General features: G+C 67.3%; 19 protein-coding genes. 7 read left to right on the top strand and 12 right to left on the bottom strand.

Annotation, left to right across the window (positions count from 1 at the left end):
- The first annotated feature begins 50 nt into the window (after positions 1-50).
- Positions 51-494, top strand: coding sequence for a GNAT family N-acetyltransferase (locus FY251_RS08245; RefSeq protein ID WP_148414296.1), 444 nt, complete (start codon positions 51-53; stop codon positions 492-494).
- A 13-nt stretch (positions 495-507) separates the two neighbouring features.
- Here the strand turns inward: FY251_RS08245 and FY251_RS08240 are convergent, their stop codons facing one another.
- The 6 genes from FY251_RS08240 to FY251_RS08215 form a co-directional block, all read right to left on the bottom strand.
- Positions 508-1,731 (bottom strand): mechanosensitive ion channel family protein, encoded by a 1,224-nt coding sequence (locus tag FY251_RS08240; RefSeq protein ID WP_148414295.1) that lies wholly within the window; start codon positions 1,729-1,731, stop codon positions 508-510.
- A 313-nt stretch (positions 1,732-2,044) separates the two neighbouring features.
- Positions 2,045-3,703: a tRNA uridine(34) 5-carboxymethylaminomethyl modification radical SAM/GNAT enzyme Elp3 gene (locus FY251_RS08235; RefSeq protein ID WP_148414294.1), complete on the bottom strand. Its 1,659-nt coding sequence runs from the start codon at positions 3,701-3,703 to the stop codon at positions 2,045-2,047.
- A gap of 129 nt (positions 3,704-3,832) precedes the next feature.
- Positions 3,833-6,040 (bottom strand): DHH family phosphoesterase, encoded by a 2,208-nt coding sequence (locus tag FY251_RS08230; RefSeq protein ID WP_148414293.1) that lies wholly within the window; start codon positions 6,038-6,040, stop codon positions 3,833-3,835.
- A 126-nt stretch (positions 6,041-6,166) separates the two neighbouring features.
- Positions 6,167-6,694 (bottom strand): YIP1 family protein, encoded by a 528-nt coding sequence (locus tag FY251_RS08225; RefSeq protein WP_148414517.1) that lies wholly within the window; start codon positions 6,692-6,694, stop codon positions 6,167-6,169.
- 83 nt (positions 6,695-6,777) lie between these two features.
- Positions 6,778-7,365, bottom strand: coding sequence for a thymidine kinase (locus FY251_RS08220; RefSeq protein WP_148414292.1), 588 nt, complete (start codon positions 7,363-7,365; stop codon positions 6,778-6,780).
- Between the two features lie 129 nt (positions 7,366-7,494).
- On the bottom strand, positions 7,495-8,073 hold the full coding sequence (locus FY251_RS08215) for an NADPH-dependent FMN reductase (protein ID WP_148414291.1): 579 nt from the start codon (positions 8,071-8,073) through the stop codon (positions 7,495-7,497).
- Between the two features lie 98 nt (positions 8,074-8,171).
- On the opposite strand from FY251_RS08215, the gene FY251_RS08210 reads away from it, so the two are divergent.
- Positions 8,172-8,513 carry a DsrE family protein gene (locus tag FY251_RS08210; RefSeq protein WP_148414290.1) on the top strand — a complete coding sequence of 114 codons (342 nt, stop codon included), beginning with the start codon at positions 8,172-8,174 and terminating at the stop codon, positions 8,511-8,513.
- Between the two features lie 75 nt (positions 8,514-8,588).
- Here the strand turns inward: FY251_RS08210 and FY251_RS08205 are convergent, their stop codons facing one another.
- Both FY251_RS08205 and FY251_RS08200 read right to left on the bottom strand, forming a co-directional pair.
- The gene (locus tag FY251_RS08205; RefSeq protein ID WP_148414289.1) at positions 8,589-9,647 is read right to left on the bottom strand and encodes a restriction endonuclease; all 1,059 of its coding nucleotides are present in this window, start codon (positions 9,645-9,647) and stop codon (positions 8,589-8,591) included.
- Positions 9,648-10,007: 360 nt separating this feature from the next.
- Positions 10,008-10,931, bottom strand: a complete 924-nt coding sequence (locus FY251_RS08200) for an A/G-specific adenine glycosylase (RefSeq protein WP_148414288.1) — start codon at positions 10,929-10,931, stop codon at positions 10,008-10,010.
- A gap of 104 nt (positions 10,932-11,035) precedes the next feature.
- Here FY251_RS08200 and FY251_RS08195 point away from each other — a divergent pair, with 104 nt between their 5' ends.
- Positions 11,036-11,359, top strand: a complete 324-nt coding sequence (locus FY251_RS08195; RefSeq protein ID WP_148414287.1) for a hypothetical protein — start codon at positions 11,036-11,038, stop codon at positions 11,357-11,359.
- Between the two features lie 22 nt (positions 11,360-11,381).
- Here the strand turns inward: FY251_RS08195 and FY251_RS08190 are convergent, their stop codons facing one another.
- The 4 genes from FY251_RS08190 to FY251_RS22520 all read right to left on the bottom strand — a co-directional run bounded on the left by FY251_RS08190 (position 11,382) and on the right by FY251_RS22520 (position 14,484).
- Complete coding sequence (locus FY251_RS08190) at positions 11,382-11,849, bottom strand: hypothetical protein (RefSeq protein WP_148414286.1); 468 nt, start codon at positions 11,847-11,849, stop codon at positions 11,382-11,384.
- A 76-nt stretch (positions 11,850-11,925) separates the two neighbouring features.
- A complete protein-coding gene (locus tag FY251_RS08185) occupies positions 11,926-13,245 on the bottom strand; it encodes an aspartate aminotransferase family protein (protein WP_148414285.1) in 1,320 nt (439 codons plus the stop codon).
- Between the two features lie 274 nt (positions 13,246-13,519).
- On the bottom strand, positions 13,520-14,323 hold the full coding sequence (locus tag FY251_RS08180) for an IclR family transcriptional regulator (protein WP_148414284.1): 804 nt from the start codon (positions 14,321-14,323) through the stop codon (positions 13,520-13,522).
- Positions 14,320-14,484 (bottom strand): hypothetical protein, encoded by a 165-nt coding sequence (locus FY251_RS22520; RefSeq protein WP_187367371.1) that lies wholly within the window; start codon positions 14,482-14,484, stop codon positions 14,320-14,322. The genes FY251_RS08180 and FY251_RS22520 overlap by 4 nt, the downstream gene beginning before the upstream one ends.
- 106 nt (positions 14,485-14,590) lie before the next feature.
- Here FY251_RS22520 and FY251_RS08175 point away from each other — a divergent pair, with 106 nt between their 5' ends.
- From FY251_RS08175 to FY251_RS08160, 4 genes are all read left to right on the top strand, one after another.
- The gene (locus tag FY251_RS08175) at positions 14,591-15,631 is read left to right on the top strand and encodes a DUF1611 domain-containing protein (protein ID WP_148414283.1); all 1,041 of its coding nucleotides are present in this window, start codon (positions 14,591-14,593) and stop codon (positions 15,629-15,631) included.
- Positions 15,628-16,683, top strand: a complete 1,056-nt coding sequence (locus FY251_RS08170) for a dipeptide epimerase (RefSeq protein WP_148414282.1) — start codon at positions 15,628-15,630, stop codon at positions 16,681-16,683. Before FY251_RS08175 ends, FY251_RS08170 begins: the two co-directional genes overlap by 4 nt.
- A 78-nt stretch (positions 16,684-16,761) precedes the next feature.
- Positions 16,762-17,025 carry a BolA family protein gene (locus tag FY251_RS08165; RefSeq protein WP_089777582.1) on the top strand — a complete coding sequence of 88 codons (264 nt, stop codon included), beginning with the start codon at positions 16,762-16,764 and terminating at the stop codon, positions 17,023-17,025.
- Between the two features lie 134 nt (positions 17,026-17,159).
- Positions 17,160-18,569 carry a class II fumarate hydratase gene (locus FY251_RS08160; RefSeq protein WP_148414281.1) on the top strand — a complete coding sequence of 470 codons (1,410 nt, stop codon included), beginning with the start codon at positions 17,160-17,162 and terminating at the stop codon, positions 18,567-18,569.
- Positions 18,570-18,681: the final 112 nt, after the last annotated feature.

Here is an 18,681-nt window from a genome sequence, read left to right as displayed (position 1 = left end):
TGAGAAACTCGCTCCGCAACCGTCAGGTAGACCCCCGCGGAACTGCCCTTATGAGCGAACCCGATGTCCGCGTCGCGGTCACCGAGGGCGAGCGCGACGACGCCTTCGCCGTCCGCAAAGCCGTCTTCGTGGACGAACAGGGCGTCGACGAGGAACTGGAGTGGGACGAACACGACGACCCCGACGCCGAGGCCGTCCACTTCGTCGCCTCCCGCGGCGGCGACCCGGTCGGCGCGGCCCGCCTGCGCGAGTACGAACCCGGCGTCGGCAAGGTCGAACGCGTCGCCGTCCTCGAATCGGCCCGCGGCGAGGGCTGGGGGCGACGGCTCATGGACGCGCTCGAAGCGGAGGCGCGCGAGCGCGGCTTCGACTCGCTCGTCCTCCACGGCCAGACGACCGCGGAGGGGTTCTACCGCGGTCTCGGCTACGAGACGACGAGCGACGAGTTCGACGAGGCGGGGATTCCGCACGTCGAGATGCGGAAGTCGCTGTAGCCGACGCGGACGCCTAATCCTCCGAGACCGACGTCTCGACCGGCCGACTCCGGCGGTCCGCCCGTAGCTGGAAGCCGTCGGCCTCCTCGCGGGCGAGCAGTTCGCGCTGGGGGTACGGAATCTTGATTCCCTCGCGGTCGAACGCGAGTTTCACGCTCCGAAGCACCTCGGCCTTCGCCTGCGCCCGGCGCGGGGCCGAGGGGTTCGTAATCCAAAAGCGGAGTTGGAGGCCGATTGACGAATCCCCGAACGTCGTCGGCATCACCTGCGGTTTCGGCACCCCCTCGACGAACTTGAGGTCCGAAAGCGCCTCCTCGGCCACCGACTCGGCGTGTTCGATGTCGGCCTCGTAGTCGATGCCCACGTCGAGGCGGAGTCGGAGGCGGTTGCGCTTCGTCCGGTTGGTTATCTTCGCGTTGGTCACGCGGTCGTTGGGGAAGACGACCGTCTCGCCGTCGGCGTTGCTCAGGCGGGTGTTGATGATGGTGATGTCGGTGACGATGCCCTCGGCGTCGTCTATCTCCACCCAGTCGCCGAGTTCGAACGGCCGGGAGAACATGAGCACGAAGCCGGCGATGAGCGACCCGAGGGTCTGTCTCGCGGCCATGCCGACCACGATGCCGAGGAAGCCCGCACCGACGAGCAGGCCGCCGATTCTGACCTGCCAGACCGTGAGCGCCGCCATCCCGACCGCGAGGAGGACGACCAGTTGGAGGACGCGGAAGACGATGCCCTGCTGGTGGGCGTTGATGTTGTCCGAGGCCCTCGCGTACGAGTCCAGTTTCTCTTCGAGGACGTTCGTCCCCACGAGCGCTCCGGCGAACAGGGCGACCGTGGCCCCGAGTTTGGCGGCGTTCGGCACCGCGACGGCGAGCACCTCGGCGAGGTCCGCGGCGACGCCGGTGTAGCCCCAGAGGAGCAACAGCGACAGCGCCGCGCCGACGAAGACCGCGAGTTGGAGCGTCCGGACGACGACCGTCGCGGGAAACAGCCACGCCGCGTCGGTGACGGCGTCCGGGACCCGCGGGTGTTCCAACACCCGCGTTCGGAGTTCGGCGGTCGCCCGCGAGACGAGCCGCGGCGCGAGAAAGACCGCGATGCCGAGCGCGAGCGCCACGAGCGCCGCCGAGATACCGATTCGTTCTTCCGTCGAAACGAACTGTGCGAGCGTCGAGCGGAGGTCCTGAAGCCACGTCGCCGCCTGCCCCGAACCCGCCGCACCCCCCTGAGGTGCCATCCTACCGTGTGCGATGGGTCAGACAGTAAAAGCGTGACGGAGCGACAATCAGCGGTGAGAATCGGACGGGAGTTTCGTCGGCTACAGCCGCTTCGACACGTAACGCCCACCTTTTTCCGAGGCTCGCTTCGCTCGTCTCGCAAAAATCTGTCTTCGGGAGCGACTGCGACCGAAGGCTCGTGAGGCTCAGCCTCACGGCGGACCAAAAATCCAACTATTCCCTACAGCCGCTTCGACACGTAACGCCCACCTTTTTCCGAGGCTCGCTTCGCTCGCCTCGCAAAAATCTGGACCAAAAAACAGCCGAACTAGCCTACAGCCGCTTCGACACGTACGGGCCGTCTTGGTGGTAGCCGAGTTTCTCCTTGTAGTACTGCCGGACGCCGATGCCCGAGATGACCGAAATCTTGTCGTAGCCGGCGTCGCGGGACAGTTCCTCGGCGTGCGCGAGGAGCTTCTTCCCGTAGCCCTTGTGTTGCCAGTCGCCGTCGGCACCGATTCCCGCCTCGGAGCCGTACACGTGGAGTTCGCGGACGAGCGCCGCGTCCTGCAGTTCGCGGCGGACCGGGTTGCCGGGGAACCGGAGCCGACAGAAGCCGACGAGCAGGTCCGCGACGGGGTCCTCGAACGAGATGAAGTGCTCGGTCCCGCCGGCGACCTCGTAGGTCATCACGTCGAGTTCGATGCGCTCGGGGTCCGGGTCGGTCTCGTTCATGCCGACCTCGCGGGCGCGGATGTCCCGCTGGACGATGCCGCGCTCCTCGGCGCGCTGGGCGGCCAGTTGCCGGAGGTTCGACTTCCAGACGCCGGCGTCGATGAAGTCCGCGGGGATGTCCCGCTGGACGCGCTGGAGGCGGGTGTACTTCGGAATCATGCCCATGACCTCCGCGACGATGTCGGCGGCCTCCTCGTTGTTCAGCGGGTCGTACTCGTCGCGCCGCCACATGTCGTAGGTGACGGTGTCGCGGACGATGAGCGTCGGGTAGATTTTGAGGTAGTCGGGCCGCCAGTCGCTGTTTTCGAACAGCTGGCGGAAGTCCTCCAGACACATCTCCTTGGTCATGCCCGGCTGGCCGGGCATCATGTGGAAGCCGACCTTGAACGCCGAGTCGCGGAGCCGGCGGTTGGCGTCGATGGAGGCCTGCACGCCGTGGCCGCGGTGCATCTCGCGGTTGATGCGCTCGTAGGTCGTCTGGACGCCGACTTCGACCTTCGTCGCGCCCAAATCGAGCATCCGGTCGATTTGCTCGGGGTCGCACCAGTCGGGCTTCGTCTCGAACGTCGTCCCGATGTTCCGGATGTCGTTCGTCTCGTTTTCCGCGATGACGTCCTCGATGTACTTGAACTCGACATCTTCGGGGTCGGGCTTGAACGACCTGTCTTCCGCCGGCTCGGGCTCCTTGTCGAGGTCGTAGTCGTTCATGGCTTCGAGCGCGCGCTTGACGAACCACTCCTGGTAGTCGTGGCTCCGGGCGGTCATCGTCCCGCCCATCAGGATGAGTTCGACCTTGTCCACGGGGTGGCCGATGTGCCGAAGCTGTTCGAGCCGGAGCGTGACCTGCCCGTAGGGGTCGTAGTCGTTCTGGACGCCGCGGGCGGCCGCGGGCTCGTGGCCCGTGTACGACTGCGACGAGGAGAACTCGCTCGCGGGGCCGCCGGGACAGTAGAGGCACTTCCCGTGGGGGCACATGTGCGGCGAGGTCATGATGGCGACCGGCGAGACGCCGGAGGCGGTGCGGACGGGCTTGCGCTGGACGACCTCTTTGACCTCCTCGCGGCGGTCTTCCGGGGCGTACTGCAGAATCTCGGCGTTCTTCGGGACCTTCGGCGAGGAGTGTTCCGAACAGGCGTCGAGCTTTGCCGATTCGAGGTCGTCGCGGTCGACGTCGCCCGCGAGGATGCGCTCGACGAGCGCCTCGCAGGTCCGCTCGAACGCCTCGGACTCCGTCTCGGTCTCGGCGCTCACGGACACACCTCCCGTTCGGCGACGCGGTGACGGTTCATGGGCGCGAATCGGGTCGTTTCGTGGATAAGCGTGTCGCTCGGGAGGCTGGAATACAGCCCTCCGTCGAACCGCGCGAGGAGGAGTCTGGATTGCGGCTTAGAACTGCTCGGCGGCGGCGTCGAGGACGGCTTCGAGCGCCTCGTCGCGCGCGCCGGTCAGGAACTCGATGCGACCCTCGCGGATGCCCGCGGCGGCGAGGCCGGCGGCGGGCGCTTTCTCGGCGGCCGACTCGACGACCGCGCGGAGGTCGAGGTCGCCCGTGGCGCGCAGGTAGAGTTCGTCCATGCCGAGCGCGACGGTCACGAAGGCGTCGCCCTCGCGGGTGCGGCGGTGGAGTTCGTCCACGAGCAGGCCCGTCGGCGGGAAGTCGAAGCGGTGACTGTAGGCGTCGGAGTCGAGGACGGCCGCGGAGATGGCACCGACCTCGCGGCGTTCGAGGTTCGCCTGCGCCGTCTCGATTTCGGCTTCGAGCTTGATGCGGAACTGCTCGGAGACGTGGCCGGCGAGGCCCTCGTCGGCGTCGAACAGCAGGTCGGCGATGAGCTCGCGCTTGTCCTGATACGACTGGTAGTAGGCCTCCAGCGCGACGGCCTCGCGGAGTTCGCTGACGCGGTCGGCGTCGAAGCCGTGCGACTCGGCGAGGTCGAGGTACTGCTGCGGGCAGTTCTCCCAGTAGCTGACGGCGGGGAGGTGCGACACGTCGTCGCGCACGTCGTCGTTGACGGCGACGGAAAGCGTCGAGGCGAGCGCGCCGACCGAGAGGTCTCGGGCGTCGGCTCCCTCGCGGGCGGGGTTGACGAGCACGTCGACTTCCTCGGCGACCTCGTCGTCGGCGGGCGCGGCGTCGACCACGACGCGCTCGGAGCCGTAGACGCCGAGCAGGCCGAGACCGTCGAGGGACTCGGCGGTCGACCCGGCACCGAGGAGCAGCACGAGCGGGAGCTTCTCGTCGTGGCGGTCGCGGTCTTCGAGCATCCGCGTCACGTCGTTCGTGGCGGCGTCCATGCCGTAGACGGCCTCTTCGAGCGGGCGACGGGTGAAGTAGTGGTACTCGGCGTCGTCCCGGGGGTGCTCCTCGCGGATGAGCGGGAGCACGGCGCGCTCGACGGCCGCGCCGGCGACGTAGCCGTCGGCGGTGGCCGTGTGGCGGACGACGATGGGGCGCGATTCGAGGACGGCGCGGCGGATGGCCTCCGCGGCGTCGAGCAGCGACTTGCCGACGGCGGCGACCGGCTCGTGGGCCGCGAGGGGCGCGACGGCGTCCGGGCGGGCCTCGTCCGAGAGGGCGTCCGCGAGGCGCTGGGCCACGGTGTCGGCCTCGTCGCCGCCGAGAATCGTCAGCTCCTCGGTCTCGATCTGGAGTTCGCCGCGGCGGCGCTCGACCTCGCCGTCGATGCGGACGTAGTCGCCCACCTCGACGTCGGGGTACGCGCGGACGCCGGCTTCGACGAAGGCCGCGCAGTCGGCGATGGCCGTCTCGTCGCGGAGTTCGAACACCGTCGGGCCGCCCGTCTGTCGGACGCTGGCGATTTCGCCCTCGACGCGAATCACGTCGCCGACGCGGTCGTCGATGCTGTCGAGCGTCACGCGCGCTGCCTCGGCGTCGGCGTCGGCGGACTCGGCGTCGGACTCGACTTCCTGCTCGGCGTCGGTGTCGTCCTGCTCGGGCTCCGATTCCTCGGGTTCCGCTTCGACTTCTTCGGACTCGCCGTTGGCGGCGATGTCGTCGACGACGTCGCCGGCGGTCGGCGCGCGGTCCTCGTCTCCGGCGTCGGACTCGGACGCGGCGTCCTGCTCGGGTTCGGGTTCGGGTTCAGCTTCCTGTTCGGGTTCCGATTCGGGCTCAGACTCGGATTCGACCGTCTCGGACGACGTGCTCGCGCCGGCGGGCTTCGTCGTCTTACCGGTCTTCGGGCGCGTTTTGACCGTCACCGACCCGCCACTTTCGGACTGCTTCTCGACGGGCTGGCCGTCGGCGTCGCCGTCGGGGTCGTGGATGCGAGCGCCGCGGAACTCCGAGTCGGACTGGCGAATCGACCAGCCGAGGTCGATGTTGCCGTTGTCGCGGACGTTCTTCACCTGGACGAACACCTCGTCGCCCGGCTCCCAGTCGAGGGATTCGAGGCGGCGGTCGAGTTCGCTGCGGTGCAGTAAGCCGGTCACGTTCGAAGCGAGGTCGACGAAGACACCGAAGTCGGCGTAGCCGTCGACGGTGCCTTTGTAAAATCGGCCGGGGACGAGCTGGTGGGGGCTATTGCCCCGGAATTCGAACCAGACGTCCTCCTCGTGCGTAATCCAATCCATTGCGTTGAGCAAACAACCCCTAACTAAAACGATTGTCGAAAAACGCTCAGGCGAAATTCGCGCGTTCGCGGGCGGAAAAACGGCGTTCGGTCGGTCGAAACGGGCGAAATACGGGGGGAGATTGGTTCAGACGAGCGCGAGCGCGGCGGCGAGTTCCGAGAGGGCGCGGAAGCCGCCGAAGGCGTACCCGAAGACCAGCCCGGCGGGGACGGCGGCCGCGACCGCGGCCTTCGGCACCGTCGTCCGGTGGACCTCGCTGATGCCGACGACGAGGAGTACCGCCCCGTAAACCGCACAGAGCGCGCGGACGCCGGGAATCGGGAGGCCGGCGAAGGCGCAGGGCGCGGCGGCGTAGGCGATGACCTGCACCGTCTCGCTCACCCCAGCGCGGCGGGACAGAAGCGGGATGAGAAGCGCCGTCTGGATGGCCGCCGTCAGGTGGAGCAGCGCCGGCGCGACGAACAGCGCGACGACGAGCAGCGCGACGAGCGCCGAGACGACCGGGCCGCCCTCGATGGCCGGAATCGTCGCCGGCGCGAGGGCGAACCCGAGGCCCTGGTAGACGAGCGCGACCGCGATGGCGAACACGAGGCCGGGCGCTTGGTCGCCGGGGGCGACGCCGTCGCGGAAGAACTGGCGGGGGCGAACGACCACGGCGACCCACGCGCGGAGGAGGCCGGCCAGCCCGCGGTCGCGGCCCTCCCGTGGGGTTTCGACCCAGGTAGTCACGCTAGCCTCTAGTCCCGCCGGAGGGTATGACAGTTCCGACACCGCGCCTCGTAGGACTCCTCCGCGCCGACGAGGATGGTGGGGTCGTCCACGTGGGCGGGCTCGCCGTCGATGAGTCGCTGGTTCCGTGTCGCCGGCTCGCCGCAGACGGTGCAGATGGCCTGTAGCTTGTCGACGTACTCGGCGAGCGCCATCAGTTGGGGAAGCGGATCGAACGGCTCGGCGCGGAACGTCTGGTCGGTCCCGGAGACGACGACGCGCTTGCCGTCGGCGGCCAGCGCCTCGCAGACGTCGACCAACTCGGCCGAAAAGAAGTTCGCCTCGTCGATGGCGACCACGTCCTCGCCGTTGAGTTCCTCGGCGATCTGCCAGACCCCCTCGCCCTCGGAGGGGACGACGCTCGCCTCCCACGAGCGCCCGGCGTGCGAGCCGACCGTCGTTTCCCCGTAGCGGTCGTCGAGTTGGGGCTTGAACACCGAAATCTCCTGGCCGGCGATTTCGGCTCGGCGGAGCCGTCGGAGGAGTTCCTCGGTCTTCCCCGAGAACATCGACCCGGAGATGACCTCGACCCACCCGCTCTGCGTGATGGCGTGCATATCCTGACTGGGGGACGAGGAGGGTGAAAACGATTGTTCATCTGCCGCGACCGTCGGGCGTCGCGACGGGTCGCCACGCGGGTCGACGCCGCGGTCGTGACTGCGTCGCGGGAGAGTCGCGACGGAGACTCAGTCGTCCGCGCCGACGTTTTCGCCGCTTTCGAACGTCGGCGGCTCCGGCTCGATGTTGGCGTAGACGACCGCGTCGCGGCCGAGTCGTTCGACCCGCTCGCGCAGGTCATCGCTCGCGATGTCGTCGCCGTCGAACGACGAGGAGACGCGGGGAATCGCGACCTGATGCGGGAGCACCCACGAGTTCAGCGACCGGCAGACTGACCGGAGATGTTCGAGGGCGGTCACGGGGAACGACCCGCCGGCGACGGCGAGCAGGCCGACGGTCTTCTCGCCGAACTCGTCGAAGCCGCAGTAGTCGAGGGCGTTCTTGAGGACGCCGGAGTACGAGCCGTGGTAGACCGGCGTGCCGAGGATGACCGCATCCGCGCCGTCGACGACGCGGACGAGTTCGGCCGAGTCGCCCTGCTCGTCGTAATCGGCGTTCAGCGGCGGGAGGTCGTACTCGCGGAGGTCCACCAGCTCCGTCGTGCCGCCGGCGGCGGACGCGCCTGCGAGGACGTGTTCGAGCGCCAATCGGGTGTAGCTGTGGTCGCGGAGGCTGCCGCAGACGGCGACCACGTGTGGCTGCGCCATATCGTGAGTCTCCGTGAGCGCCCGGAAAACCCCGTCGGCCGCGTTCGGGTGTGTCGGACGGGCACAACACACAGGGAGTCGGGCCGCGAACACCGACCGTGAACGTCGTCTTCCACGTCTCCAGCGCCGACCTCGGCGACTGGCGACACGCCATCCGGAACGTCCGAAACCTGCTCGACGACGAGACGGTCGAGACGGGCGATATCACGCTCCTCGCCAACGGCGATGCGGCGCTCCTCTTTCTCGACGACTCGCCCGTCCGCGACCGCCTCGACCCGCTTTTCGAGGCCGGCGTCCGCTGTTGCGTCTGTCAGAACTCACTCGACGGCCGCGGCGTCGACGCCGACCGACTGGCCGACGGCGTCGAGGTCGTCCCCTCGGGCGTCGGCGAGCTCGTGACGCGACAGGCGGCGGGCGACGCGTATCTGAAAGTGCCGTAGGAGGGGAATCGCTGAGAGCCGGCGCTACTTCGCCAGCGAGACGCGGACTGCGAAGGCGCGGTTATGAAGCGGTGTTCAGTTCACGATCGCAGTTAGATGATTGACGACATCCTGTTGAGTCATCCCCATCTCGCTAGCGATCTTCGACGGTGCTTCGTTGTGGACTGCGAATCGATAGGCTGCGATGGTCTGTGCACCTTCGTTGGCGATCATGGTCGGAAGAGTCCCTTTCTGCGTTTCGGGGAGGCCACCGCCGACGTACTTATCCAAGGCACCGTAGACGACCGCACGTTGGCGAGCACGTTGCTTGTCGGAGTTATCGAAGACTATCGGCTCGTCCTCACCTGGTGGCTCGTATTGGATAGAGTCCCCATCGAGGGCGACGACTCCACCGTGGCTCAGTTCACGGTAGACCTCCCGCGTAGGGGTGACCGCATCCCAGACTTGTTCTGGGAACTGATAGACTGCGATTCCGGCGAGAAGCACAAGCATCCCTAATGCTTCTACCGGGAGCGAGATCCCAGATGGGTTGAGGATAAGGTAGATACCGACGAGACCGGCTCCTGCACTAATCTTCGTTCGCGTATCGTCGTCTTCGAGCGGTTCAGGAAGTTTGACTGCATTTTCCCCTTCTACCTCAACTCCAAGCTCATCGGTCTTCTTCGGTTGCTTCGGGGAATGGGCTGGATCGAGTTCGGTCTCACGTAGCGTCGGTGCGTACTCGTCGAGAATGTGTTCTGTACCTTGTTCGTTTAGCAACTGGATGATATCGTCTCCGTCGACGAGCTTCACGTTATGTTCCGAAGCCCAATCTTCAGCGGGTTTCGTGAATGAACTCGTTGTAACGATGACCGCCGCGTCGGCCTGTGCGTCCTGTACTTTCATCGAGTAGTACTGTTGGACGTCTTGCCGACCGATTTTGTTGCCGGAAGAGTATCGCTTGGCTTGAATCGTCAACTTCTGTTCGACCATTCCGTCTGCTTTCTTTGCGATGACGTCGACCCCCATGTCGTTCGACGCCTGCGATACTTCCGTCTCCCACCCCTGTGCCTCCCAGAGGTCCGCAACGAACTGCTCGAACTCGTACGGATCGATGTTCTGAAGGCGTGTTTTCGTGTCCTCAACCGTTGCCATAGAAGTTCTGTTACGTTAGAATGTATTGTATCTTATCACAACGGAGATTTACCAACTTAATTGAAATCTCGCGGTAGCTACCTCGACTCAGTAAGTCAGAAAGGAGAGCGATCTATATTCAATTATAAGATCTGTGCGGATGAATCCGCATCAAATGGCGTTCAAGGTGTTTCTGTGACCTATCGAATTCACGACTCTTGTGAACGTCATATGTGTGTCCGGGGGTTGTTGAAAATCATATTTCAGAACTAGTTTTAAAATATACTCAGTATGCTCGCTACTCTTTTTCGTCGCTGGGACATCCATCACTATCCCGAAGAATCCGGAGGGTCTCCGAGAGATGCAGAAAGACAGTCGGGTTCAGTTTTGAAGCCGGACGGTAGTATCACTACTGCGTTCGTCGATCTCAACGAGCCCATCGTCGGCCAAATCAGAGAGTAATCCGCGGAGCCATTCCTGTCCGTGACTTCCGTCGGGAGTGTAGTCAACACGAATTTTCGGTCCCAACTCGTCTAGTGCTAATTCGTCGTACTCGCCGAGCACCCGGACGACCCGCCCGCGGAACTGCCGCCGACTCCCTTCGAAACTCGGTTGCGTCGGTACGTCCGGAGCAGTGAAATCGCCCGTCTCGTAGGCGTGGCAGAACCGCCGCCACGGACAGCCGGACTCGTCGCAGGTCGGCGTCTTCCCGCAGGCGACCCCGCCGAGTTCCATGATGGCGTTGTTCCAGACGCGGGACTCGCCGTCGGGCATGAGTTCCGAGGCGGCGGCCTCGAACGCCGCGTCGTCGTCGGGGACCGCGAAGGCGCGGTGGAGCACCCGCTTGACGTTGGTATCGACCACCGCGTCGCCGTTGTTGAACGCGAAGGAGGCGACCGCGTTGGCGGTGTAGGGACCGACGCCCATCAGCTCCGAGAGGCCGTCGGGCGCCCGGGGAAACTCGCCGCCGTGGTCTTCTTCGACCTGCCGGGCGGCCTCGTGGAGGTACTTCGCGCGGTTGTTGTAGCCCAGTCGGTGGTCCGTCCAGAAGCCGACCACGTCGGCGCGGTCGGCCGCCGCGAGGTCGGCTGTCGTCGGCCACTCGTCGAGAAATTCGTCCCACGCCTCGACCACGCGGCCGAGTTGGGTCTGCTGGCTCATCACCTCGGAGACGAGAATCTCGTAGGGGTCGTCGGTGCGCCGCCACGGGAAGTCCCGGTGGTCGGCCTCGTACCACTCGGTGAGCGCGGACTGGACTGCTTCGCGGTCGAGGTCGGCGGGGAGTTCGGACGGCGCGTCGCTCATCGCCCCGGCTTGGGACGGCCCGCGTTTAGCCGTGGCGATGCCGGAGCGTCCTCCCTCCCTCGCGGTCGAAACGCGTATCCCCGTGACGGCCCCATCGCCGGGCGATGACGCTCGACGAACTCACAGACGACGTTGACGCGGCCTACGGAGACCTCGGCGACAGCCTCGACGTGTCGCTCGACCGCGAGACGCGACACGAACTCGCCATGCTCGCCGCCCTGTTCGACCCCGACGACGCGGACGAACTCGTCCGCCGGGCGGTCCACGCGCTGTTCCAGTCGGAACTCGACCGCGGCCAGCTCGACTTCCACCTCCGGCAGGGCTACGACGTGACCTACGACGAGTACCTCGCGGGGCTGACCTACGAGGAGATGACCGGGCAGTCGCAGGCTCCGCCGCGGGACGACGTGCGCCGCTACCAGATGTAACTGCAGGGGCGAACGACTCGACTCAGACGAGTTCGGCCTCGATTTCGACGCCGTCGATGCGGCGGTAGCGGTGGGGTTCGTCGCCGTCGCCGCCGCTGTTGTCGCCGTCGCCGTCGTCGCCGCGGACGACCTCGAACGCCCGGAGGAGCACCACCAGTCGCTCCTCGCCGAGGGTGGCGCGGAGGACGACGCCCTCGCCGGTGACGACCACGTACGGCGGGCCCGCGACGGGCGGCGCGGCCATCGGTCGACCGGTGGCCGTCACCGCGTCGGCGAGCGCCCGCGGCAGGCGAGACAGCGCGCCGGAGCCGTCGAGGGCGCGCCTGAACGGGGGCACGACGCGGTCGCGGTCGGCCACCGAGTCGCCGTCCCACTCGGCGGCGACGGCGATGGCGCACTGGCCGACGACGGTCAGCAGTCGCTCGTGGTCGTCGCGGAGCACGCGGACGGCCGCCTCGGCCGACTCGGTGGTGGGTGTCGCGTCAGTCACGAACCGAGGTGCGTCGGCATCGGATAAAAACCTCCGTCGAGTCGTCGGCCCGTCGGGCCGAGCGGCGACGGCGGCGCTAGGGCGCGGCCACGCCGACCACGTCCGACAGCGCCGCGTCCAGCAGGTCGACCGCGAGGTCGAGTTCGCGCTCGGTCACGTCGAGCGGGGGCAGGAGGCGGAGCGACCGCGCGCCACAGCCGAGCGTCAGCAGGCCGCGTTCGAACGCGGCGTCGACGACCGCGTCCCGGCGCGCTTTGGTGTCGAACTCGACGGCCACCATCAGTCCGAGGCCGCGCACGTCGACGACTTCCGCGAGCGATTCGGTCGTCGATTCGAGGCGCGACCGGAGAGACGCGCCCTTCTCGGCGGCGTTGGCCGCGAGGTTCTGTTCCTCGATGAGTTCCAGCGTGAGCGCGCCCTGCATCGCCGCGAGGACGTCGCCCGCGCCCCACGTCGACGAGAGCCGAGCCTCCTCCTCGGGGAAGACGTCGCGCCGCGAGATGGTCGCGCCGACCCGGAGCGCCTTGGCGCTGGTGATGACGTCGGGTTCGAGCGCGTAGTGGTCCGAGGCCCACATCTCGCCGGTTCGCGCGACGCCCGACTGAATCTCGTCGGCGATTATCGTGATGTCGTGGGCGTCGCAGAGCGCGTTCACCTCGCGCATGAACTCGTCGCTCGGAACGCGGTAGCCGCCTTCGCCCTGCACGGGTTCGAGGATGAGAAACGCAACTTGGTCGGCGGGAAGATGCCCGTTCGCCCCGTCGAGTTTGGCGCGGAGTCGCTCGACGCCCTCCATGGAGTACGGCACGTCGACGATGCCCGACACCTCCGGGAACTTCCGGCGATGGACCGACTTCGAGCGGTTGATCGAGAGCGCGCCGAGGGTGCGGCCGTGGAACGCGCCCTCGAAGGTGATGCCGTACTTCGGCGTCTCGCAGTTGTCGTAGGCGATTTTGATGGCGTTCTCGACGGCCTCCGCGCCGGAGTTCGACAGGAACACCGTGTCCATGTCGTACTGGCCCGTGACCTCGGTCAGGAGGTCCATCAGGTGCGCTGGCCCCGGAAGCGACGTGTCGTCGGGCGTGCCGCCCGTGCTGACGTAGAAGTCCTGGCCGGCGATTTTCATCGGGTCGACGAGGTCGAACTCCCGCAGTCGGTCGATGAGGTCCGGGTTGTTGTAGCCGAGCGGCGCGGCCGCGACGTGGCTCGTGAAATCGAGGAGGACGTTGCCGTCGGGGTCGGTACAGAACGGGCCGACCGCGTCTCTGGTCACGTCCCAGACGAAGTCGTAGACGTACGTGCTCGGCGCGGCGGACCGCTGGTGGTACGAGACCCACTGCTCCGCCTTCGGGCCGGGAAACTCACCGACGCTCGGCTCGACCGTGTCTCGGTTCATACGCTATTGATTGGACATATATACATAAATTTTTGCTAAGAAGAGTAGAGTAGTCATTGAATAGATGAAATATGGCAGTTTTGTTTCTAAATTCCGGATCATGGTTTGATATATGCAGACGGATTGTCGAGCGGGGTCTGGCGCGTTCGCTCGACGTTCCGCCGCGATTCCGGTCGAACAGCGCCGAGTTGCGGGGAGTGGTATCACACGACACGGGACGCGCGGTCGCTCTCCCGTTTGAGATATCCAGACGCGGCGAACTCGAACGCCGGGGTCACCGATTTCGCTCGAAAACCGCGGTTTCGAGGTTCAACTCGATGAGGTTCGCCGTCTCCGTCACGAGTTCTGGAACCTCGGTCTCGAACCGCTCGCCGGTGAGTCGGCTGGTCGGCGCGGTCACGCTGACCGCGCCGCAGACCGCCCCGTCGACGCCGCGAACCGGCGCGCCGACCGAGCGCATCCCGCGGATTTCCTCCTCGTCGTTGACGGCGTAGCCCCGCTCGCGGACCCGTTCGAGCACTGCGAACAGCTCGTCGCGGTCGGTAATCGTGTTCTCGGTCTGGCCGACGAGGCCCTCGCTGTCGAGTATCGACTCGACCCGGTCGTCGTCGAACTGCGAGAGGAGCGCCTTCCCGCTGGCGCTGTAGTGGAGGTGCTGGGGCGTCTCCCGCATCCTGAGGTGGTAGTCGGTCGCGACGGCGTCGTCGCCGCGGCTCTCGTAAATCGTCACCTCGCGGCCCCGGTGTTCGACCGTGAGGTGGGCGTACTCGTGGGTGGTGGCGGCGAGCGCGTCGACCTCCTCTTTGCCCGCGCGGTACAGCGGCGTCTCGTTTCTGACGCTCTCGCTCAGGGTGACAAAGCGGAGACCGAGCCGATACGTCTGGCCCGTCCGCGTGAGGAACCCCTCGTCTTCGAGCGTGGCGAGGTAGGTGTGTATCGTCCCCTTCGACGCGTCGAGTTCCGCGCAGACCTCGCCGAGCGTCGGGTTCGAAAGCCGCTGGACCACGGAGACGATTCGGCTCGCGGTCTGGACCGACTTGATTCGCCGCGGCTCGTCTCCGGCGTCTCCCTCGGTCATCGTTCCTCGACGTGGACGGTCACGCTGTCGACGAGTCCCTTCGATTCCGCGTCGGCGACCAGTCGGGCGTTCGCACCGGAGAGGTACGGCGCGACGAGGTCCTCGGCCTCGGGTTCCCCCGCGGCCGCCCCGCCTCGACTCGCTGTGTCGTCCGGACTCATGAGACGACCCGTCGGGGCGCGCCGAGTTATAGCTATCCGAACCCCGGCGACGGACCCTCTCATACGAGGGGGCTGACTTTTGCCCGAAAGATGACCCAGCTACAGTATGCATCTGACCGAACGCTACGAGGCCCCCGTCGAGACCATCGTCTTCGCGGAGGGGGCCTTCGGTGAGACGGCGGGAAAGACCGCCAACGGCGTCGTCGCCCACGGCACCCTGTTCGACGTTCGGGCCGTCGTCGACTCCGAGAAAGCCGGCCGCGACGCCGCCGACGTGCTCGGAACCGACCTCGCTGAGCCGCCCGCGGTCGTCCCGTCCGTCGCGGCCGCGTTGGAGGTGGCACCAGACGCCGAGGCGCTCGTGCTCGGCGTCGCACCCGTCGGCGGGAGCCTCCCGCGAGACTGGGTTCCGGACATCGAGGCCGCGATGGACGCCGGGTGCGACGTGGTCTCCGGCCTCCACGAGTTCCTCAGCGACGACCCCGAGTGGCGCGAGCGGGCCGCCGCCGCCGGCGTCTCCCTCGTCGACGTCCGAAAGCCGCCCGAAGACGACCTCCGCGTGGCCGACGGGCGCGTCGACGACTGCGACGCCGACGTGGTGTTGACCATGGGAACCGACTGCGCCGTCGGCAAGCGGACGACCACGTTCGAACTGTACCGCGCCGCGCGCGAGGCGGGCCTCGACGCCGGCTGGGTCGCCACCGGGCAGACCGGCGTGATGATCGGTGCCGACGCCGGGGTCGTCATCGACCGCGTCCCGGCCGACTTCGTCGCGGGCGTGGTCGAAGACCTCGTCTGCGACGTGGCCGAGGACCGGGACCTCGTCTTCGTCGAGGGGCAGGCCGCGCTCTCGCACCGCGCCTACTCGGCGGTGACGCTCGGACTCCTCCACGGGGCGAACCCCGACGCGGTCGTCGTCGCCGACGAACCAGGCCGGGACTCGCGCGACGACTTCGACCGCTTCGAGGTCGAAGCGCTCGCGGACGAAATCTCGCTCATCGAACGCCTCTCGCCGGCGACGGTGGCCGCCGTGTCGACGTGGGGCGACGCCGACGCGGTCGCCGCCGAAATCGGCCTCCCCGCCGGGAACGTGTACGCAGACGGCGGGTCCGAGGCGCTCCTCGGGGCCGTGTTGGAGGCGCTGTGAGCGACATCGTCTCGGTCGGCGTCGAGGCGCTCGACCTGCCGCTCGTCGAACCGTTCGAAATCGCCCTCGGAACGCAGTACGAAGCGCCGAACGTCCTCGTGACCGTCGAGACCGAGGCCGGCGTCGTCGGCTACGGCGAGGGGTCGCCCGACCACTACGTCACCGGCGAGACGCAGGGCGCGACGCTGGACACGGCGAGGCACGCCCGCGACCTCCTCGTCGGCCGCGACGTGGCGGACTACCGCGCCGTCATCGAGTCGTTGCACGCGACGTACCCCGGCGCGGTGTCGGCGCTGTTCGCCCTCGAAACCGCGATTATCGACGCCTACTGTCGGGAGCGCGAGCTACCGATGTCGGAGTTCTTCGGCGGGACGCCCGACCCGGTGCGGACCGACATGTCGATACCGATTCACCCGCCGGAAGTCGCGGCCGACCGCGCGGCGGCCGCCGCCGAAGCCGGCTTCGAGACCATCAAAGTGAAAGTCGGACAGCGCGTCGAGACCGACCTCGAACGGCTCCGCGCCGTCGCCGAGGCCGCGCCGGACGCGACGCTCACCGTCGACGCGAATCAGGGCTGGTCCGTCTCGGAGGCCGTCCGGTTCGACGACGCCGTTCACGACGCCGGCATCCCGCTTTCCCTGCTCGAACAGCCCGTCACCAAGACGGACGTGGCCGGGCTCGCGAGCGTCAGAGACCGAACGAAGACGCCCGTCGCGGCCGACGAGACCGTGTTCACGCCCGAAGACGCCGTGCGCGTGGTCCGCGAGGACGCCGCCGACGTCATCAACGTCAAACTCGGGAAGTCGGGACTCCTCGGCGCGGCCGACATCGCCGCCATCGCCCGCGCGGCGGGCCGCGACCTGATGGTCGGCTGTATGCTGGAGAGTTCCATCGGCATCCACACGAGCGCCCACCTCGTCTCCGGTATCGGCGGCTTCTCCCACGTCGATTTGGACGCGACGCGGCTCCTTGCCGAGGACGTGGTCCCGAAGGAGACCGGCCCCGTCCACGCGCTCGACGGTCCCGGCCACGGCATCACGCCGAACGTCTGAGCACCGCTCGTTCGCCCGCGACCGATGCACCGACCGCTTCCCGGACGCTTTTTGCCGGCGCGGGCCGCCAGTTGGGACATGGAACTCTCCGCCATCGAGGACCTCATCGAATCGCACATCGAGGACGCCGACGCGACGGTCTCGCGGCCGCGGACGGTCGACCAGGACCACGAGGACGACCACTACGCCGCCGTCGTCGTCTCGCCCGCCTTCGAGGGGAAGTCGCTCGTCCAACAGCACCAGCTCGTCTACGACGCCCTCGGCGACCACATGACGACCGACATCCACGCGATGGAGCTGAAGACGTACACGCCCGAGGAGTACGCGGCGCGAGAGGAGTAACTGCGCCGTCGCGGTCGACGCACTGACGGACGCCGACGGACGCCGACAGACGCCGACGAGCGCCGGCGGTCGCGGCTGTCAGCGGGGCGCACGGACCAATGGATTTTACCTCCTGCCAAAACGACCCCCGAATCATGGGCGACGATGATTATCGAATCGAGCGGGACAGCCTCGGCGAGATGGAAGTGCCTGTCGACGCCTACTGGGGCGCACAGACCCAGCGGGCGGTCGAGAACTTCCCCATCTCCGGTATCACCTTCGGGCGGCGGTTCGTCCGCGCGCTCGGCGTGGTGAAGAAGGCCGCCGCGCAGGCCAACCGCGACCTCGGCATGATAGACGAGGACGTCGCGGCCGCCATCGTCGAGGCCGCCGACGAGGTCATCGCCGGCGAACTCGACGACCAGTTCCCCGTCGACGTGTTCCAGACCGGCTCGGGCACCTCCTCGAACATGAACGCTAACGAGGTCATCGCCAACCGCGCCGCGGAGCTCATGGGCGAGGGCATCGGCGACCGCGTCGTCCACCCGAACGACCACGTCAACTTCGGCCAGTCCTCCAACGACGTGATTCCGACGGCCATGCACGTCGCCTCCCTCGAAGCCGTCGAGAAGGACCTGCTTCCCGCGCTGGAGACGCTCGCCGAGGCGCTCGGCGACAAGGAAGCCGAGTTCGACGGCGTCGTCAAGACCGGCCGCACCCACCTGCAGGACGCCACGCCCGTCCGCCTCGGACAGGAGTTCGGCGGCTACCGCACGCAGGTCGAAAAGGGCATCCGCCGCGTCGAGAACGTCCGCGAGCACCTCGGCGAACTCGCGCTCGGCGGCACCGCGGTCGGCACGGGACTGAACACCCACCCCGAGTTCCCCGCGAAGGCCGCCGAGTACATGACCGAGGAGACCGGCGTCGAGTTCCGCGAGGCCGACAACCACTTCGAGGCGCAGGCGGCCCACGACGCGATGAGCGAGGCCCACGGCGCGCTCCGCACGGTCGCCGGCTCCCTCAACAAAATCGCCAACGACCTCCGCCTGCTCGCGTCCGGCCCGCGCAACGGACTGGGCGAACTCGAACAGCCCGAGAACCAGCCCGGCTCGTCCATCATGCCCGGGAAAATCAACCCGGTCGTCGCCGAGGCGGTCAATCAGGTCCACAAGCAGGTCGTCGGCAACGACGCCGCCGTCTCCGCCGGGGCCGCCGAGGGGCAAATCGACCTCAACCTCTACAAGCCCGTCCTCGCGCACAACTTCCTCGAATCGACGAAGCTCTTGGCGAACTCCTCCGAGGTGTTCGCCGAGCGGTTCGTCGCCAAACTCGAAGCCAACGAGGAACACTGCGAGACGCGGGTCGAACAGTCGATGGCGCTGGCGACGGCGCTCAACCCCGCAATCGGCTACGACAAGGCCTCGAAGGTCGCCAAAAAGGCGCTCGCTGAGGACAAGAGCGTCCGGCAGGTCGCCGTCGACGAGGGCTACCTCACCGAGGCGGAAGCCGACGAGGTGCTCGACCCCGAGAAGATGACCCATCGCGGCATCCTCGGCGACGACTGAGCAGGCCGGAAAAACGGTCCACTTTTTGATACGTCGGTGCGAGCGGGTGAACCGCTCGGTTCGGGTCGCGTTCGCGTCGGTTTCGGTCAGTTCAGCCGCGGAGACGGTTATA

The organism is Haloferax sp. KTX1, assembly GCF_902410085.1.
GTDB lineage: Archaea > Halobacteriota > Halobacteria > Halobacteriales > Haloferacaceae > Haloferax > Haloferax massiliensis.
Note: the sequence above shows the minus strand (reverse complement) of the source record. Positions and strands in the feature narration are given on the sequence as shown.

Coding starts and splice junctions, on each gene's coding strand:
- FY251_RS08245 (WP_148414296.1), top strand. CDS start 51: ATGAGCGAACCCGATGTCCGCGTCGCGGTCACCGAGGGCGAGCGCGAC.
- FY251_RS08240 (WP_148414295.1), bottom strand. CDS start 1,731: ATGGCACCTCAGGGGGGTGCGGCGGGTTCGGGGCAGGCGGCGACGTGG.
- FY251_RS08230 (WP_148414293.1), bottom strand. CDS start 6,040: ATGGATTGGATTACGCACGAGGAGGACGTCTGGTTCGAATTCCGGGGC.
- FY251_RS08220 (WP_148414292.1), bottom strand. CDS start 7,365: ATGCACGCCATCACGCAGAGCGGGTGGGTCGAGGTCATCTCCGGGTCG.
- FY251_RS08215 (WP_148414291.1), bottom strand. CDS start 8,073: ATGGCGCAGCCACACGTGGTCGCCGTCTGCGGCAGCCTCCGCGACCAC.
- FY251_RS08205 (WP_148414289.1), bottom strand. CDS start 9,647: ATGGCAACGGTTGAGGACACGAAAACACGCCTTCAGAACATCGATCCG.
- FY251_RS08200 (WP_148414288.1), bottom strand. CDS start 10,931: ATGAGCGACGCGCCGTCCGAACTCCCCGCCGACCTCGACCGCGAAGCA.
- FY251_RS08195 (WP_148414287.1), top strand. CDS start 11,036: ATGACGCTCGACGAACTCACAGACGACGTTGACGCGGCCTACGGAGAC.
- FY251_RS08185 (WP_148414285.1), bottom strand. CDS start 13,245: ATGAACCGAGACACGGTCGAGCCGAGCGTCGGTGAGTTTCCCGGCCCG.
- FY251_RS08180 (WP_148414284.1), bottom strand. CDS start 14,323: ATGACCGAGGGAGACGCCGGAGACGAGCCGCGGCGAATCAAGTCGGTC.
- FY251_RS22520 (WP_187367371.1), bottom strand. CDS start 14,484: ATGAGTCCGGACGACACAGCGAGTCGAGGCGGGGCGGCCGCGGGGGAA.
- FY251_RS08175 (WP_148414283.1), top strand. CDS start 14,591: ATGCATCTGACCGAACGCTACGAGGCCCCCGTCGAGACCATCGTCTTC.
- FY251_RS08165 (WP_089777582.1), top strand. CDS start 16,762: ATGGAACTCTCCGCCATCGAGGACCTCATCGAATCGCACATCGAGGAC.
- FY251_RS08160 (WP_148414281.1), top strand. CDS start 17,160: ATGGGCGACGATGATTATCGAATCGAGCGGGACAGCCTCGGCGAGATG.